The 16,500-nt window shown below is 64.2% G+C and carries 17 protein-coding genes and 1 pseudogene; 9 read left to right on the top strand and 9 right to left on the bottom strand.

The genetic code is table 11. The features are described from left to right. From VFF99_RS20330 to VFF99_RS20340, 3 genes and pseudogenes are all read right to left on the bottom strand, one after another. Window positions 1–191 (bottom strand): annotated as a pseudogene (locus VFF99_RS20330) (ABC transporter ATP-binding protein); the annotation flags it as partial. Window positions 192–265: 74 nt separating this feature from the next. Continuing rightward, window positions 266–1,117 carry a helix-turn-helix transcriptional regulator gene (locus tag VFF99_RS20335; protein WP_325020749.1) on the bottom strand — a complete coding sequence of 284 codons (852 nt, stop codon included), beginning with the start codon at window positions 1,115–1,117 and terminating at the stop codon, window positions 266–268. 58 nt (window positions 1,118–1,175) lie between these two features. Next, window positions 1,176–1,412, bottom strand: coding sequence for a hypothetical protein (locus VFF99_RS20340; RefSeq protein ID WP_325020750.1), 237 nt, complete (start codon window positions 1,410–1,412; stop codon window positions 1,176–1,178). On the opposite strand from VFF99_RS20340, the gene VFF99_RS20345 reads away from it, so the two are divergent. After that, complete coding sequence (locus VFF99_RS20345) at window positions 1,411–1,569, top strand: hypothetical protein (protein WP_325020751.1); 159 nt, start codon at window positions 1,411–1,413, stop codon at window positions 1,567–1,569. The two genes, VFF99_RS20340 and VFF99_RS20345, sit on opposite strands and share 2 nt — an antisense overlap. On the opposite strand, the gene VFF99_RS20350 is transcribed toward VFF99_RS20345, so the two are convergent. The 5 genes from VFF99_RS20350 to VFF99_RS20370 all read right to left on the bottom strand — a co-directional run bounded on the left by VFF99_RS20350 (window position 1,560) and on the right by VFF99_RS20370 (window position 3,562). Then, window positions 1,560–1,823 (bottom strand): hypothetical protein, encoded by a 264-nt coding sequence (locus VFF99_RS20350; protein ID WP_325020752.1) that lies wholly within the window; start codon window positions 1,821–1,823, stop codon window positions 1,560–1,562. The two genes, VFF99_RS20345 and VFF99_RS20350, sit on opposite strands and share 10 nt — an antisense overlap. Window positions 1,824–1,845: 22 nt before the next feature. Further along, entirely contained in the window at window positions 1,846–2,142 is a 297-nt protein-coding gene (locus VFF99_RS20355; protein WP_325020753.1) for a hypothetical protein, read from the bottom strand. Between the two features lie 18 nt (window positions 2,143–2,160). Then, window positions 2,161–2,463, bottom strand: a complete 303-nt coding sequence (locus VFF99_RS20360; protein ID WP_325020754.1) for a hypothetical protein — start codon at window positions 2,461–2,463, stop codon at window positions 2,161–2,163. Between the two features lie 243 nt (window positions 2,464–2,706). Continuing rightward, complete coding sequence (locus VFF99_RS20365; RefSeq protein ID WP_325020755.1) at window positions 2,707–3,183, bottom strand: SET domain-containing protein; 477 nt, start codon at window positions 3,181–3,183, stop codon at window positions 2,707–2,709. 73 nt (window positions 3,184–3,256) lie between these two features. After that, a complete protein-coding gene (locus VFF99_RS20370; RefSeq protein ID WP_325020756.1) occupies window positions 3,257–3,562 on the bottom strand; it encodes a hypothetical protein in 306 nt (101 codons plus the stop codon). 359 nt (window positions 3,563–3,921) lie between these two features. Between VFF99_RS20370 and VFF99_RS20375 the strand changes: the two genes are divergently transcribed. The 3 genes from VFF99_RS20375 (at window position 3,922) to VFF99_RS20385 (ending at window position 8,591) form a co-directional block, all read left to right on the top strand. After that, entirely contained in the window at window positions 3,922–5,628 is a 1,707-nt protein-coding gene (locus VFF99_RS20375; RefSeq protein ID WP_325020757.1) for a methyl-accepting chemotaxis protein, read from the top strand. 28 nt (window positions 5,629–5,656) lie between these two features. Beyond that, window positions 5,657–6,244: a chalcone isomerase family protein gene (locus VFF99_RS20380; RefSeq protein ID WP_325020758.1), complete on the top strand. Its 588-nt coding sequence runs from the start codon at window positions 5,657–5,659 to the stop codon at window positions 6,242–6,244. 268 nt (window positions 6,245–6,512) lie between these two features. Further along, entirely contained in the window at window positions 6,513–8,591 is a 2,079-nt protein-coding gene (locus VFF99_RS20385; RefSeq protein ID WP_325020759.1) for a serine/threonine-protein kinase, read from the top strand. Here VFF99_RS20385 and VFF99_RS20390 read toward each other — a convergent pair whose 3' ends face one another. Further along, entirely contained in the window at window positions 8,592–9,791 is a 1,200-nt protein-coding gene (locus VFF99_RS20390) for a formylglycine-generating enzyme family protein (RefSeq protein WP_414691563.1), read from the bottom strand. Between the two features lie 284 nt (window positions 9,792–10,075). Between VFF99_RS20390 and VFF99_RS20395 the strand changes: the two genes are divergently transcribed. The 5 genes from VFF99_RS20395 to VFF99_RS20415 all read left to right on the top strand — a co-directional run. Further along, the gene (locus tag VFF99_RS20395) at window positions 10,076–10,453 is read left to right on the top strand and encodes a DUF4399 domain-containing protein (RefSeq protein WP_325020761.1); all 378 of its coding nucleotides are present in this window, start codon (window positions 10,076–10,078) and stop codon (window positions 10,451–10,453) included. 55 nt (window positions 10,454–10,508) lie between these two features. Then, window positions 10,509–10,931 carry a DUF4399 domain-containing protein gene (locus VFF99_RS20400; protein ID WP_325020764.1) on the top strand — a complete coding sequence of 141 codons (423 nt, stop codon included), beginning with the start codon at window positions 10,509–10,511 and terminating at the stop codon, window positions 10,929–10,931. Between the two features lie 83 nt (window positions 10,932–11,014). Then, window positions 11,015–12,952, top strand: coding sequence for an HD domain-containing phosphohydrolase (locus VFF99_RS20405; RefSeq protein WP_325020762.1), 1,938 nt, complete (start codon window positions 11,015–11,017; stop codon window positions 12,950–12,952). A 112-nt stretch (window positions 12,953–13,064) separates the two neighbouring features. Then, complete coding sequence (locus VFF99_RS20410; RefSeq protein ID WP_325020765.1) at window positions 13,065–14,417, top strand: efflux transporter outer membrane subunit; 1,353 nt, start codon at window positions 13,065–13,067, stop codon at window positions 14,415–14,417. Further along, window positions 14,414–16,500 (top strand): FHA domain-containing protein (locus tag VFF99_RS20415; RefSeq protein ID WP_325020763.1); only part of this gene is annotated, 2,087 nt, incomplete at its 3' end. The genes VFF99_RS20410 and VFF99_RS20415, both read left to right, overlap by 4 nt.

The raw sequence follows: 16,500 nt of genomic DNA on the forward strand, positions 1-16,500 counted from the left end.
GCGATATAGCCGAGGTCGAGCAGGCCGGCGAAGCCGACCACGATATTCAGGCCGAGCGCCAGCAGGATGTAGAGCAGCGCCATGTCCGCCATGCGTACCCAACTGTTGCCGAAGGGCGCGGCGATGAAGGGGAACAGCACCAGCATCGTGATGAGAAGGGCGAGGCGGATTGCGGGAGGGTGACGTGCCATGTGCTTGTCCGGAAACAATGAACGCCCCCATGGTAGAAAGCCGCGCGAAAGGCGGCTATCAGGAACTTGCTCGGTCAGCGGACCTCGAGCCGGCGCCGCAACGCAGCGGGTGTGGTACCAAAGTGTGCACGGAAGCTGGCGGTGAGGTGGCTGTGGCTGGTAAAGCCGGTATCGAGCGCGATGGCGGTCAGACCGCCTCCGGTCGATTCAATGGCCGAGAGGGCCCGGGCGAGGCGCGTGCGGACGAGGTAGCGGTGCACCGGGATGCCGACCTCTTCACGGAAGATGCGCGCGAGGTGGTACGGCGTCGTGTGGGCGTGGCGGGCGAGGGCGTCCAACGTCCATTCCTGCGCGGGGCGCAGTGAGATCGCTTCCTTTACCGCCTCGACCTGACGGCGGCGGCGTTCTCTGGTCGGCGTGCGGGTGCCCGGCGTGGCGGCGCATCGGGACGCTGTGCGCAGTGAAGCATCCATCAGCGTCACGCACAGCTCTTCGATCTCCAGCGCGTCGCGTTCATCCCGCATGAGTGCGCGTTGCAACATGCTCCGTTCGAGCATGGCGGGCGGGGGGAGCAGGCAGTGCGGGCGCAGGCGCGGCGAGCGCAGCGTGTCGGCGCCGGCTGCCTCGGCGAGCATCCCGGACAAGGCCGGCGCGGAAAAGTGGAGCACGAGGCATTCGTCGCCGATGCGGCCGGGGAAGCTCATGCGGTAGGGTTGCCCCAGGGCGAGGAAGAGCCCGTGGTTCGCGTTGGCGATGAAATGTTGCTTCGGGGCGTCGTGAAGGGCAAAGACCCCGTCGACGGGCAACAGCAGCAAGTCGGCGCCTGCCCATGCGAGTTCGCTGAGCTCGGCTTCGGAAGGGCGTGCGACCGCATGACGGATCGTCAGCAGGTCGCTTGTGAACAGGGGGCGCTCGATCAGATGCATGGGACGGACTCGCGAATGTCCGCCCATTAAACCATGGCGCCCCCGGCAAAGGCTCCGCTTACGCCTCTTCCTCCGTGTCCTCCTTCTGCGGACGGCGGATGACGGATGGGCCGCCCATGATCGGCGGCAGGTTGCCGGCGAAGCCGCGCGGGTAATTCACGATGCGCGTGGTGCTCGCCGGGGCGCGCCGCGGAATGAAGCGGCCGCGCGTGCGGGCGCCGCCGATGATCGATGTCATTGCCTGACGATCGAGGTCGATGCTTTCCGTGAGGTCCTTGATGACGATGGTGGCCATGACGTTCTCCTTCAAAAATCACTATGCCCTGTGCGGGCGGGTGCAGCTTGATTGCGCGCAGCAATGCGGCAAAAGCGGCGGCAAAAGCAGCGGCAAAAGCCCGCCGGGAGAATTCCCGGCGGGCTTTCGCCTGCTGCCTTGCCGCGATCAGAAATAGGCGTCGGCATATGCCCATTGCGACGGGCTCACGTTGAGGCTGGGCGCTACGAAACCTGCGCCGATGACGCCGACGTTGTTGAGCGCGTTGACCTCGACGTTCTGCATCTGCGCAATGTTCTGGTTGACGCCGACATTCACGTTGGCGAGCGGGCCCAGGCCCTTGAGCCAGGAATTGCCGCCGCGTACTTTGGCCATCGCTTGCCGGTCGAGTGCATCGCTGCGCGGCAGGTCATGGATCATGAGTTGGGACATGCGAGTTCTCCTTGGTATCGGGTTAGAAGTTGATGTTGTTGTTGGCGGTCTGCGTCGGGTTCACGGTCGACGTGATGCCGCACACGAAAGCCGCGTTGTTGCCGTTGTTGTTCAGCACGTTCTGCGACTGGCCGATCAGCTGCGAGGCGTCGAATGCATAGGTGTGCGACGGTGCCGCGGGCTTGGGCATTTCCACACCCAGGGAAGACAGGGACATCGCGCCCTTGAGTTCCTTGTTGTAGCCGCCGCGGACGGAAGCCATTGCTTGCTGGCCGAGTTCGGTGGTGACGGACAGGTCCTTGATCATGAGGCTTGCCATTTTGTTTCTCCTCTCGTATCAGAAGTTGATGTTGTTGTTGGCGGACTGGGTCGGGTTCACGGTGGATGTGATGCCGTGGGCGAACGCGACGTTGTTGCCGTTGTTGTTCATGACGTTCTGCGACTGGCCGATGGATTGCGAGGCGTTGAAGTCGAACGAAGTCGGTTGGTACTTGGCTGCCGGCATGCCGTAGCTGGGCGTGTAGGACGGGGTCCAGCAGGAAGGCTGCTTGTAGTAGGCGCAGCCGCCGGTGACGGAAGCCATACCGGCACGGTCGAGTTCGGTGGCAGCGGCGAGGTCTTTGATGAGCAGAGTGGTCATGGTGGTATCTCCTGGAGTTGGTTGGGTTTGGTGTGAAGCGCGTTTTCGTTGCGTTCGACTACCCTATTGCGAGGAGTGTGCCAGCCGGCTGCCTGAGGTCGGGTTGTGCGTGTAAGTCCATGAAAATAAAGAGAAAAGAAGGGGCCTGTGGTCAGGCGGGCAATGCTTTGCGCAAGCCGGCGGGGCCGTTCGCTGGCGGGGTGCACCCAACACAACGGAAGCGGTGTTGGCGCCGGCCCGACGTCAGCCGCGCGCCGCGCGAGTCTTTGGCGCAAGCATGATGCCTGTGCAACCCGGCGCGCCGCAGCGGCAGGCGAAGGCGCGCCTGACGGCCGCCGTGTGCCGTCCTTCGTAGATCAGCGCGTAGTTGTAGCTGAGCTCATCTCCGCGCGCGATGTCCATCAAGGCATAGATGTGGACGCTGCCGTCCGGATGCTCGAGCGCTTCGCAATTCGGTTCGCAGGAGTGGTTGATGAAACGGGCGTCATTGCCGCGTGCACCGCCGTCGATCACGCGCCCGTCGGCGAGGGTGAAGAAGAAGGTGTGGTTGAGCGGGCCGCCTTTTGCCTCTGCACGCCGCTGCGCTTCCGGCCATGTGATGCGTTCGCCCTTGTACTCGATGATGCGGTCGCCGGCGGCAATCCGGCGGCGGGCGAAGACACCGTTACCGTGGATGGTCGAGTGACGGACGGCGTAGGGCGGAAGGCTGCGGTTCTTCACAGGCGGTCTCCAGGCGGTCGGATGACCGTCTGAATCGCAGCGCCGGGTTGAAGTTCCGGCAAGCCGCCGCGGCTCAGTGGCCGAGCTGGTGCGCTTCCTGGATCATGCGCAGGGCGGTGTGCGTCGGATAGACCTCGGCAAGCGCGGCCGGCTTTTCGGTGCTCGGAAAACGCTGCGCCGAGGGCGACACCATCATGTTGATGTAATGGATATCCAGATCGTCGTCCTGTTGCAGCTTCGAGACTGCCTCGTCCTCGATCTCGAACATCATGCGCCAGCTCAGGCGCGTGCCACGCGGCACCCTGCGCCGGACGATCGTCAGGATTTCTTCGCGAAGGCGGTTCTCGGCCGCAGCAAGTTTTGAAACTTCCGGTTTCATGCTACACCTCGGCGACTCTGTATATATGTACAGTATAGGCCGCATTTTTGGCGGCCAAAGGCAAAATCGCGGCGGGTGTATCCGGCGTTGCGGACATGCGACGCATTTTGTCTCATGTCAACAGATAGTAGGTGGTGCAGCGCACACAGGGTCATGATCAAGCGCAACAATGCCGCCGGGTGCGCTAGAGCAGTGCTTCTAATCTCCCCGAAGAAAGTTTTTCCAGATCAAGTTATCATCACTCAGGGGTTGCCATGCTGCAATAAAGCGCCGAATAGTCTTCAGGAGAAATAGACTAGCGGGTCGCTGTAAAGGTAACCGCCACTCAAAACAGCAGGCTTATAACGGGGGCACACATAATGAATTTGAACCGCTTGCGGATCGGCCAGCGCCTGGCCTTGGGTTTCGGCGTTGTCACCACGCTTCTGATTCTTCTTGCAAGCCTGTCCTACCTGCGCATTTCCAGCCTCACCGACGAAATCAACCACATGGTGAACGACCGTTACCCGAAGACGGTCATCGCCAACAAGATCAAATCCGACCTCGACGAAAGCATCCGCAGCATGCTCAACGTGCTGATCATGCAGGATGCCGGCCAGATCAGGAAGGAGCTGGCCAACATCGAGGAACGCAACAAGGGCATCGACGTCTCGATCGCCAGCCTCGGCACCATCATCACCGACGACAAGGGCCGGGAGCAGGTCAAGGCAATCGGCGAGCTGCGCGACAAGTTCCTGCCCGCGCAGAACAAGTTCGTCGCGCTCATCAACGAGGACAAGAAGGATGAGGCGATGGTCAAGCTGATGTTCTCGGTGCGCCCGCTGCAAGGGAAGTACATCGAGCAGCTCGACTCCTTCATCAAGCACCAGGACGGCGAAATGGCGCAGGCCGGCGCCGATTCCACCGCCGCCGCCCAGAAGACCGCGCTCTTCATCCTGGCGCTGGCCGCCGGCGCCGCCGCGCTGAGCATCCTGGTCGGCTTCCTCACCACCCGCCGCATCACCCGCCCGCTGAACGAGGCGGTGAAGGTGGCCAAGCGCGTGGCCGACGGCGACCTGACGAGCGAGGTCAAGGTCACGACGCAGGACGAAACCGGCGAACTGATGAAGGCGCTGCAGCACATGAACGACAGCCTGTCCAAGCTGGTTGGCGAAGTACGTCAGGGCACCGAGACGATCGCGTCCGCTTCGCGCGAGATTGCCAGCGGCAACATGGACCTGTCCCATCACACGCAGGAGCAGGCGGCGTCGCTGCAGGAAACCGCCTCCTCGATGGGCCAACTGACCCAGACCGTGCGCGAGAATGCCGAGAATGCCCGCGAGGCGAACGATCTCGCGGCGACCGCATCGCAGATCGCGGAGAAGGGCGGCACGGTGGTGTCACAGGTCGTGCAGACCATGGGCTCGATCAACGAATCTTCGCGCAAGATCGTCGACATCATCGGCGTCATCGACGGCATCGCCTTCCAGACCAACATCCTGGCGCTCAACGCGGCGGTCGAAGCGGCGCGTGCCGGCGAGCAGGGCAAGGGCTTTGCTGTCGTGGCCTCCGAAGTGCGCAGCCTGGCGCAGCGCTCGGCCAGCGCGGCCAAGGAAATCAAGCAGCTCATCGGCGACTCCGTCGAAAAGGTGGACGCCGGCGCAAGGCTGGTCGATCAGGCGGGCAGCACCATGAACGAGGTGGTGGCCAGCGTCAAGCGCGTGACTGGCATCATGTCCGAGATCACCGCCGCCAACCAGGAACAGAGCAGCAGCATCGAACAGCTCAACCACATGATCGTCCAGATGGACGGCGTGACGCAGCAGAACGCGGCGCTGGTGGAAGAAGCGGCGGCCTCCGCCGAATCGATGCAGAACCAGGCGTCCACGCTGTCCCAGCTGGTCAGCGTGTTCAAGCTCAACAACAGCATGCCGGCGCCGGCACAAGCGGCGCCCGAGTCGGAACCGTCGAAACCGTCGAAATCGTCGATGGTCGTTCCCCTGCCGTTGAAGCCAAAAGTTTCCATCAAGCCCGCCCGCAAGGCGGCGCCCGCCGTCACTGCCAACGACGGCTGGGAAGAGTTTTGATTCGTTTTTTGTTGCAACCGGAGAGAATATGAAATCGTACAAGAGCTTCAAGAGTTTGGTCGCCGTGGCCAGCCTTGCCATGGGACTGGGACTCGACGCGCAAGCGGCGGAGGTGGGCGGTATCAAGATGGACGACGCCACCAAGGTCGCGGGCCAGGAGCTGAAGCTGAACGGCGCAGGGGTGCGCAGCTGGGCCGTGTTCAAGGTGTATGCCGCCGGCCTCTACCTGACCGAGAAGAAGAAGACCGTGCCGGAAATCATGGCGCTCAACGGTCCGCGCCGCGTCCGCCTGGTGCTGCTGCGCGACGTCAACAATGAAGAGCTGGGCCAGGCCTTCATGGACGGCCTGAACGCCAACTCCGACAAGGTGGAAAAGGCCAAGTTCGTGAACCAGACGATGAAGATGGGCGAGATCTTCGCTTCCATCTCCAAGCTGGGCAAGGGCGATACCATCACCATCGACTGGATTCCCGCCCAGGGCATGCATGTCCTGGTGAACGACAAGCGCGTCGGCGAAGTGCTGCCGGACATCGCTTTCTACAACGCCTTCCTGCGCATCTGGCTGGGTGAGAAGCCGGCCGACAATTCGCTCAAGCAAGCATGGCTCGGTAGCTGATCCTGCATTCGCTGTTCCTCAAAAGCCCTGGAACCCTTGGGTATCCAGGGCTTTTTTTGTTCATAGAGGACGCAGTATGGAACGTTGCTGAATTGAAGGCCTCGCCGATTTACCGACAACCAGCCTAGCCCGGAAAAATCGTGTTGCGCACCTGACGGCTTCGCAACGCTCGCGCGGGGGCAACGCGATCAGTTTGTACTATATTAAAACGACAAACCGGCGGGCGCGCAGTATAACTTTCTGGTTCCTCATGTCCCCCACCAAACCTATGGCTAGCCTCGCGCACGCGATCCGCAATTTCCAAGGCGGCGGTGTTTCGCACGGTGAATTTTTTGCGCAGGTCGACCGCGCGCTGGCGGTGGACAGCGTCGATTCAACCAAGTTGCTGGAAATCCTCGACGACGAGAATACCAGGGGACATCTTCCTCCCGATGTGTACGCTGAACTGCAGCGCCGTGTCGAGCGCGTCGTCGAGGCCACGCGCGGCATGAACGGTAACGAAACCCGCGTGCGGACCAACTCCGCGCGCAGCACCATGCCGCCGTACACGTCGGGCAGGGAGACGCGATACACCGCGGAAATGATCGACGGACTGGAACGCATCAAGGGCGTCGGCGATACGCTCAACGGCCGCTTCGTGCTGGAGGAGTGCGTCGGCTTCGGTGGCATGGGGACGGTGTACAAGGCGCTGGACCTGCGCAAGCTGGAGGCGTCCGACCGCAATCCCTACATTGCCATCAAGGTGCTGAACGTCCAGTTCCGCGGTCATCCGAAATCGCTGATTGCCTTGCAGCGCGAGGCGAAGAAGGCGCAGGCGCTGGCGCATCCGAATATCGTGCGCGTCTACGATTTCGACCGCGACGGTGCGATGGTCTACTTGACGATGGAATACCTCACCGGCGGTCCGCTGAGCAGGATGCTGCGCGCGCCGGGCTTCGGCGGGATTCCGTATGCGGAAGCGATGCGCATCGTGGAGGGCGTGACCAAGGCGCTTTCCTATGCGCACGGGCGCGGCTTCGTGCACTGCGACCTCAAGCCCGCCAATATCTTCCTCACCGACAATGGCGAAGTGAAGGTGATCGATTTCGGCATCGCCCGCGTCTTCCACAAGCCGGAGGAAGTGGTCGAGGCCACCGTGTTCGATCCGGGCAGCCTGGGGGCGATGACGCCTGCGTATGCCAGTCCCGAAATGCTGGAGAACCGCGAGCCGGATCCGCGCGACGACGTCTATGCGCTCGGGTGCATCGCGTACGAATTGCTGACCGGCCGCCACCCCTTCGACCGGGTGCCGGCGACGCAGGCACGCAATTCCGGCCTCAAGCCGCAGCGCCCGGCGAACCTGGGCAACGGCCCGTGGAAGGCGCTGCGGCACGCGCTCGCCTTCGAACGCGAAGCGCGCACACCCAGCGTCGATCTCTTCTACAAGGAAATGAGCCGCGGCGCGCGCAAGCTGCCGCCGTTCGCCGTGCTGGGCGGCGCGGTGTTCGCTGCCGCCTTGCTGCTGACACTGACGCTCAATTTCTTCCAGCGCGGAGATGAGAAAGCCGCCGGAGAGCCTGCCCCGCAGGCGGAGGAGCAGCGGGAGCAGCGGGAGCAGCGGGAAAGTCAGGCGCAGCAGGAACAGCGGGAGCCGCCCGCCCTTGCGACTACGCCGCCCACGCCGGTCGTGCCGCCGCTCACGATGCAAGCGGTGACGCCCGTCCTGGCGCGGATCCCGTGTTCGGCGCTGCTGGCGTCCACCAAGGAAAACACGCTCGAGGTGCGCGGCTATCTGCCGCAGAATGGCCTTGCCGCCGCCAAGGAGACGCTCGCCGCGATACCGGGCGTGCAGACATTGAACCTCGACGTGCGCCAGGTGGGGGATGAAAAATGCGGCGCGCTCGGCCTGCTCGCCCCGTACTGGGCGGCCAACCAGACGAGCGGCGCGAAGGTGTCGGTGAAAACCAAGCCGGCGCGCAATGAACTGGTCGAGGGCGAGTCCGTGATTCTCGAGATCACCACCCCCGGCTACGATTCCCATGTCTACGTCGACTACTTCTCGTTCGACGGCAGCGTGCTGCACATGGTGCCCAGCCCGCGCGTGCGCGCCAACCAGGCGCCGCCCAATTACTCCGCGACCGTGGGCAACCCGGGCAACTGGATCGTGGCCAAGCCCTTCGGCACCGACCTCATCGTTATCATCACCGCGCCTGCGCCGCTGTTCGACCAGCCCCGGCCCGAGGGAGAGCCTGCCGCCGATTACGTGCAGGCGATGGAAAAACAGCTGAAACAGCTCGTCGCCAAGCATGGGCGCGACAAGGTGCTGGTCGATTTTCTGCAGGTGACGACCCGCGCGCGCAAGCCTTGATTATTTCATGTCGCGTGCCACGCGGAAGCCGTTCTGCGAGTGGCGCACGCTGGCGCCATACTTGAAGCGCGTGGAGGAGGGCATGTAGCTCGCGCCGTCCCGCCACGAGCCGCCGCGTATCACGCGTTCCCTGCAGCCCGGCGCATCCCAGGCGCGGCCGTCGCCCGGCGCGCCCTTGTACGAGTTGTGCCAGCAATCCGCGACCCACTCCCACACGCTGCCGTTGACGTCATGCAGGCCATAGGGATTGGGTGCGAAGGAGCCGACCTTGGCCGGACCGTCCGCGCTCCACGGATCGCCGCAATCCTTGCAGTTGGCATTACCGGGGCGCATCTGTTCACCCCACCAGAAGCGGCCGGAAGTACCGCCGCGCGCGGCGTATTCCCATTCCGCTTCGCTGGGCAGGCGGTAGGACTTGCCGGTGGAAGCGGACAGCCATTTCACATACGCCTGCGCATCCTCCCAGCTCACGTCGCGCACGGGCGTATTGCCGGGATTCTTGCTGGTGAGGCGAGGACAGCCGCCGCCTTCGGCGCAGGCATTCCACTGGTCAACCGTGACTTCGTATTTGCCGATCGCAAAGGGCGTGCCGATCGATACGCGGTGCGCCGGCCTTTCCGTCGGATCACCACTGTTGGCGCCCATCGTGAATGCGCCGGACGGAAGCGAGACGAGCACCGGACACGTCGGGCAGTCTCGCACTTCGCCGCTGGCTGCTTTCGGCGGCGGCTTGTCGGGGACCGGTTCCGCAGGCGCGGCGACCGGCGGCTCTTCCTTCGGCGCGGGCGGTTCCTTGGCGACCGGGGGCGGGCGTTTGCGCTCTTGTTCGGCTTTCGGCGGCGGCGCCGGGCGCGTCTTTTCCGGCGGCGGTTTCGCTACCGGCGGCTCCGGTGCGGGCTCCGGTTTCGCTGCGGCACGCAGGCGTTCGATGCGGGCCTTCGCCAGCGCCGCGAAGCGCCCCTTGGGGTAAGCCTGCAGATAGGCTTCGTAATCGCCGATGTGGTTGCTGTCCTTGATCGATTCCCAGAAGGCCAGCTCGTATTGCTCGGCACTGTCCTTGGGCAGGATGGCGGCAACGCCGTTCTCGATGAGATCCATGCGCCGGTCAGCAGCGGCCGCATGATGGGCGGCGGTGACGCCGAGCGAAAGTGCGATCAAGATGTTTGGCCACACAGCAAGACCTTCGTCATGGAGTTTCATCACGGGCAGGCGCGGGTTCGTTCCTCCTGCATATCATCGATATCCAATAGTCGAAGCGGTTTGCGCAAGCACAAACGACGGCCCACAACTTCTCCGAAAATGAGAGCAACCGCTATTTTCTGCCGGTGGACGAATCCGCGAGCGGTTGAGGATCGGGCCTGTTGCCCTGCCATGCAGCATTCTGCAATGCATCGGCCCGGCGCAGTGGCGGATATTCCTGCTGGAGGACACAGCGCATGCCTAGAATCGCTCTCGTCACAATCTTTGCGACTGCATGTCTGGGCATGACCGCCGCACATGCGCAACGCTCGCCCGCACCCGAGAATGCCGCGGTGTATATCATCTGGCCGCAGAATGGCACGGTGGTCAGCGGCGGCAAGTTCTGGCTCCGCATGGGCCTGCGCAACATGGGCGTTGCGCCCAAGGGGGTCGAGCGCAAGAATACCGGCCACCACCACGTACTCATCGACACCGAGCTGCCGCCGATGGACAAGGAAATCCCGTCCGACCGCAACCACCTGCATTTCGGTGCCGGCGAGACCGAGGCACGCATTGAACTGCCGCCTGGCAAGCACACGCTGCAGTTGCTCTTGGCGGACCACAACCACGTCCCGCACGATCCGCCCGTGATGTCGAAGAAGATCACGATCACGGTGAAATGAAGACAAGGGGGCGACGATGCTTGTGCGAATGAAAACGGATTCGGGGGTACGCATCATGGCCAGGGCATGCGCGGCAGCGGCATTCTTACTCTTCTCCTGGACGGCAGCCTTCGCCGGCGATACGCCGGCCGCACCGCATGCCTACCTCTACATCGGCTGGCCGAACAATGGCGAAGTGGTCGCCGCCGGCAAACCGTTCCGTGTCTGGTTCGGCCTGCGCGACATGGGCGTGGCGCCGAAGGACGTGAAGCTGCCCAATACCGGACACCACCACCTGCTGATCGATGTTCCCTTGCCGCCGGCCGACAAGGAAATTCCCTCGGACAGGAACCACCTGCACTTCGGTGCGGGCGAAACCGAAACCATGATCGAACTGCCGCCGGGGAAACATACCTTGCAATTGCTGATGGGCGACGACAAGCACGTCCCCCACAACCCGCCGATCGTATCCAAGAAGATCACCATTACGGTCAAGTAAGCGGCCAAGTAGGCCCCTCCCGCGGCAAGTCCGGTCGGGCAGTTGCATAGCCGAGGCGCGCGACGCCGGCGAATGGAGGCGAGATGAACAACCATGCGGCCGCGGCGGTATCCGCTGGCGCGGTGACGGCCTACATCGAGGTCACCGGCGACGGGTCGGTGCGGCCCACCGTGTTTCCGATCCACGACGAGGTGGTGATCGGCCGCGATCCGCAGGACTCGCTCGCCACCGACAAATTCCTGTGCATCCCCGAGCACACGGTCAGCCGCCGGCATGCCCGCATCCGCCGGCGCGGCGACACCTACTTCATTGAAGACCTGCATTCCTTCAACGGCACCTTCGTCGACGGCGCCAAGCTCAAGCCCGGCGCATGGCATGCGCTCAAGGACGGCGACGAGGTGACGGTCTCCAATGCGCAGATGGTGTTCCATTCCCTCGTGGTGCCGGCGCGCGACAGCATGCCGACCATCATCACCCGCGTGGTCGATGCCTCGGAGCTGACCCGGATCATGGAGCCCGGCGGCGGCGCGGCGCACGGCGATGTGCAGCAGACGATGCAGAAGCTGCATGCGATGGCGCAGGTCGGCATCGCGCTGGGCGCCGTGACCGATCAGGAAACGCTGATCGAAAAGATCATGAACTTCATCTTCGAACTGTTCCCGATGGCGGAGCGCGCGTTCATTCTGCTGCGCAAGGCCGAAGGCGAACAGCCGGTGCCGGTGGCGGCGAAGCGGCGCGACGGCCGGATCGAGGATCCGCAGAAGGTGAAGATGTCGCGCACCATCATCGAAGAGGTGCTCAACCGCAAGCAATCCATCCTCTCAGTCGATACCCTGGCCGACCGCCATCTTGGCGCGCAGGAATCCATCCTCGCGCAGGCCATCCGCAGCGTGATGTGCGTGCCGCTGGTGCTGGAAGGCGAATGCCTGGGACTGATCCAGGTCGATACCTCGACCGATCCCTATGCCTTCAAGGAGCAGGACCTGGAAATGCTGACCGGCGTATGCGCCGAGGCGGCGGTGACGCTGAAGAACTTCCAGCTGTATTCGGATATCGAGCGCCTGCTGGACGGCTTCGTGCGCGCCTCGGTGCAGGCGATCGAAGAACGCGATCCGGTCACCGCCGGACATTCCTTCCGCGTGGCCGGCTACGCCGAGGCGCTGGCCAAGGCGGTGGACCGCGCCGACGGCCCCGACCTGCGCAACATCGGATTCACCCACGACCAGTTGCGTGAAATACGCTACGCCGCGCTGCTGCACGATTTCGGCAAGGTCGGCGTGCGCGAGCACGTGCTGCGCAAGCAGAAGAAGCTGCACCACTTCGAGCTGCGCATGCTGGAGGAGCGCTTCAAGTATGCGCGCGCCTGTCTGGAGCGGCAGGCCTACCGCGGGCTCGTGGAGCGGCATGCCGCAGAGGAAATGACGATGACGGCCTTCCGTGCGGAAAAACGGCGGATGGAGGAGGCCCTGCAGGACGAATACGACCGGCTCGAGCGTTTCCTTGCTTCCATCCGTGAAGCGAACGAACCGGCCATCTCCCACGGCGGCATGCTGCCGGATCTGTCGGAGGTCCTCGGCTACGGCTTTGAAGAACTGGACGGGTGCAGCGCGCCGCTGCTGCACGAATCCGAATTCTCCGCGCTCAGCCTGCCCAAGGGCTGCCTGACGCCGGAAGAACGCAAGGAGATCGAGTCACACGTGGCCGACTCCTACTCCTTCCTGATCCTGATTCCCTGGACGCGCGACCTGGCCAGCGTGCCGACCATCGCCCACGGCCACCACGAGAAGCTGGACGGCTCAGGCTATCCGATGGGATTGCGCGGGCACCAGATCAGCGTGCAGACGCGCATTCTCACCATCTGCGACATCTGGGACGCGCTCACCGCCGGTGACCGCCCATACAAGAAGGCGGTGCCGGCGGAGCAGGCGCTTGACCTGATCGGCTCGGAATGCCGCGCCGGCCACCTCGACCCGCGCCTCTTCAAGGTATTCGTTGAAGCCCGCGTATGGGCGGAATCCTGAGGCGGGACATTGAATACGACGCCAATACGATGGAAACGACATGGACACCAGACGCATTCCTTTCAATTCCCCGGGCTTGAGGCGGGCATTTGCCGGCGGCCTGTGCGCCACCATGCTCGGCGGCTGCGCCGACGTCAGCATGGCGCCGTACAAGACGCCGGACGCGCCGGTCAAGGCCTCCTGGTCGCAGGGGCAGCCGGTGTCGGCGGCCGAGACCATCGCGCCCGACTGGTGGCGCGAATTCCGCGATCCTTATCTCGACAGCCTGGTCGACCGCGCCGTCGCGGGCAACTTCGACGTGAAGATCCTCGCCGCGCGGGTGCAGGTGGCCAATGCCGAAGTCGGCGAAGCGCGCGCCGGCGCCATGCCCTCGCTCTCGGCGGCAGCGGGCGCGAGCTTCGAGAAGAGCACCGGCCAGCCCTTCGCCAAGACCTTCAATCTCGGCACGCAAGTCAACTGGGACATCGACATCTGGGGCAAGGTGGAGAAGGGGGTGCAGGCGCAGCGCGCCGCGTACGAAGCCTCGGAAGCGGACTGGCGCGCGGGCTACCTCACGCTCGCCTCATCGGTATCGACCACCTACTTCCAGATCCTGCAACTGGACGAACAGATGGCGCAGCAGCAAAAGTCGCTGGACAAGGGCAAGCAGATTTTGGGCATCTACGAAGCGATGCTCAAGAACGGCTTGCTGCCGAACACCCGTGTGCTGCAGCAGCGCGCCGAGGTCAACCGGCTCACCAACGAATTCCTGGAACTGCAGCGCGCCCGCAACCTTGCCGGCAATGCGCTGGCCACGCTGCTCGGCGTGCCGGCCGGCGATTTCAAGGTGCCGCCGGGAAGCCTGCGCGAGCGGGTCAATCCGCCGGCGGTACCCGCCGGACTGCCGGCCGACCTGCTCAAGCGGCGGCCCGATGTCGTGGCGGCGGAGTACCGGGTACTGCAGGCCTACGACCTGGTCGGCGCGGCCAAGCTCGCGCAGCTGCCCTCGATCAGCCTCACCGGGCGCGGCGGCTCGTCGAGTTTTGCGCTCACCGACCTGCTCAAATCCTTCACCTTCGGCCTCCTGCCGAGCATCAGCATTCCTATCCTCGACCCCAGCGTCAAGGCACGGGTCAAGACCAGCGAGGCACAGACCAAGGTGGCCGAGGAGCAGTACCGCAAGACGGTGGTCACCGCCTTCGAGGAAGTGGAAAACGCGCTGGTCAACCTCGACGCGCACAAGAAGCAGCGCGTCGAGCTGCAGCAGCAGGTGGATAACCTGCGCACCGTGGCGGCGCAGATCGAGGCCCAGCTCAAGGAGGGCGTCGTATCGCAGCTTGAAGTGTTCGAGACCGAACGCTCGCTGCTGCAGGCGGAACTGGCGCTGCTGGCCAACCATCAGCAGATCCTGTCGGATACCGTCACCCTCTACAAGGCACTGGGCGGCGGATGGCCGGCCGTCACCGTGGGGAATGCCAGCCAATGAACGTCCGGCGCAGCATCGCACACGACAACGCTGCCACCGTCCGCATGCAGACGGTGGACATGGAGTACGACATCGTGCTCATGCCGGTGTCGCACCCCGAGGCGGGCGAGATCCGCATCGACGAAAGCCTCTTCGCAATCGGGAGGACGGAGCCGCCGTTCTCCGACTATCCGCCGAAGATCGTTGCCGACCTGTCGCGGCGCCATGCGCGCATCTTTTCCGAAAACGGCGCGGTCTACGTCGCCGACCTCGACAGCAAGAACGGCACCAAGGTCAACGGTATCGACGTGCAGCAGAAGATCACCAAGCTGGAGAATGGCGACGAACTCTGCTTCGGCGGCCGGCTGACCTACAAGGTGCGGCTGGGCAAGCCGAAGGAGCGCACCATCATGCCGGCGGCGCGGCTGGTTGCCGTCGTGCTCAACCCCGACCGCGACGACCTCGGCCTTCAGCCGATCGTCATCAGCAGCTTTCCCTTCCTGATCAGCAAGGCCGACGATGCCTTCGCCCGCTACAAGGATGACTTCCCGCACCAGGTGAACTACCTGTCGCGCCGCCACGCCCATATTTTCCTCAAGGGCGGGCAAGCCTTCGTCGAAGACCTGGGCAGCACCAATGGCACCTTCGTCGGCGGCAAGCGGCTGGACGAGCACGCGGTACCGCTCAACGATGGCGACACGCTTGCATTCGGCGGCCATCACTTCGTGTACAAGGTCAGCCTGCATAAGGAAGAGCACGAGGTCGATCCCACCGTCACCAAGCTGAGCACCATGGTGCAGAGCGTGATGCCGACCACGGGCAATGCGGACAAGACCACCTTCGTCGCGGCGCCGGATTCCTTCCTCGACATCTTCTGCGTCGAATCCACGCCGCCGCAGGAAGACGAGGTCAACGAGGATGCGGCGAAGCAAAAGGATGAGGTTTCCGGCGAGGCCGGCAAGCGCAAGCCGCGCAGCAAGTCGGCCATCCTCTTTTCGGAACTGGCCGGCGCCTTCGCCGGCGGCGAACGGGCGCTGTCGCGGCGCGCGGTGCGCATCATCGGGATCGTCACACTGATGCTGGTAGCCTTCGCCGTCGTGATGCGCCTGACGAGCGCGCCCGAACGCAAGATGAAGGAGCTGATCGCCGACGGTGAATTCGCGGAAGCCTCGCAACTGGCGAGCAGCCGCCTTGCGCTCAGCCCGGGCAGCGCCGAACTGAAGGCGCTGGGCAGCGAGGCGCTGCTCAAGGCCAGGCTGCCGGAGTGGGTGGCGGCCATCAAGGCGCGCGATTTCGACCGCGCCTCCCGCGTGCTGGCCGGCATGAAGGACGCCGCGCGCCACAACGACCACGCGCTGCCGCTGCTGGCCGAGCTGGAGTGGATGGGGAGCCTCGAACGCTTCGTGATGGGCCGCGGCGGGCCGGAAGCGCCGATCCGCATGTACAACGACGAGGACAGTATCCGCAGCCTGCTGAAACAGTGGCAGGACGGCACGCAGAAGCACCAGCGCGCGTTTGCCACCATCTCGGCGGCGGTGCCGGTATTCGAGGAAGCCTATGCCGAAGCGCTCAGCCACGTGCGCAAGCTGCAAAGCGACGAGGCCGTGTACCTGGCCGCCATCGAGCGCCTGAAGACGACGGTCGCCGACGAACTGAAGCGCGACACGCCCGCCGCATTGGAGCCGGTGCTGAAGGAGTATGCGGAAAAGTATCCGCGCATCGGCGGGCTGGATGCGTTGCGCAAGGACTTGCAGCTGTACACCGAGATCGGCAATGCCTCGCGTGAACGCGACCTTGCACGCCTGTCCGCGCGCATGGAGAAGGAACGCTTTTCCACGCCGCCGTTCCAGGCCCGCTTCAAGGCGCTCGCCGCCGGCGACCAGCTGCCGCCGGCGAACCTGCTGGCGCAGTACCAGGCCGCCAACCAGGCGTGGCGCGAAGGCAAGACGGACGCGGCGTTCTCCGGCCTGGAAAAACTGGATGCCGGGCCCTGGGCGAAGTCGGTCGCCGCGCAGCTCCAGCGGCGCAAGGCGGTGGCCGAGCAGTACGGCGCCTTGCAAAAGGCGCGCGGCAGCCGAGACTATGACGAACGCCTGCTGGCGTT

The organism is Noviherbaspirillum sp. (genome assembly GCF_035654295.1).
Taxonomy (GTDB): Bacteria; Pseudomonadota; Gammaproteobacteria; order Burkholderiales; family Burkholderiaceae_D; genus Noviherbaspirillum.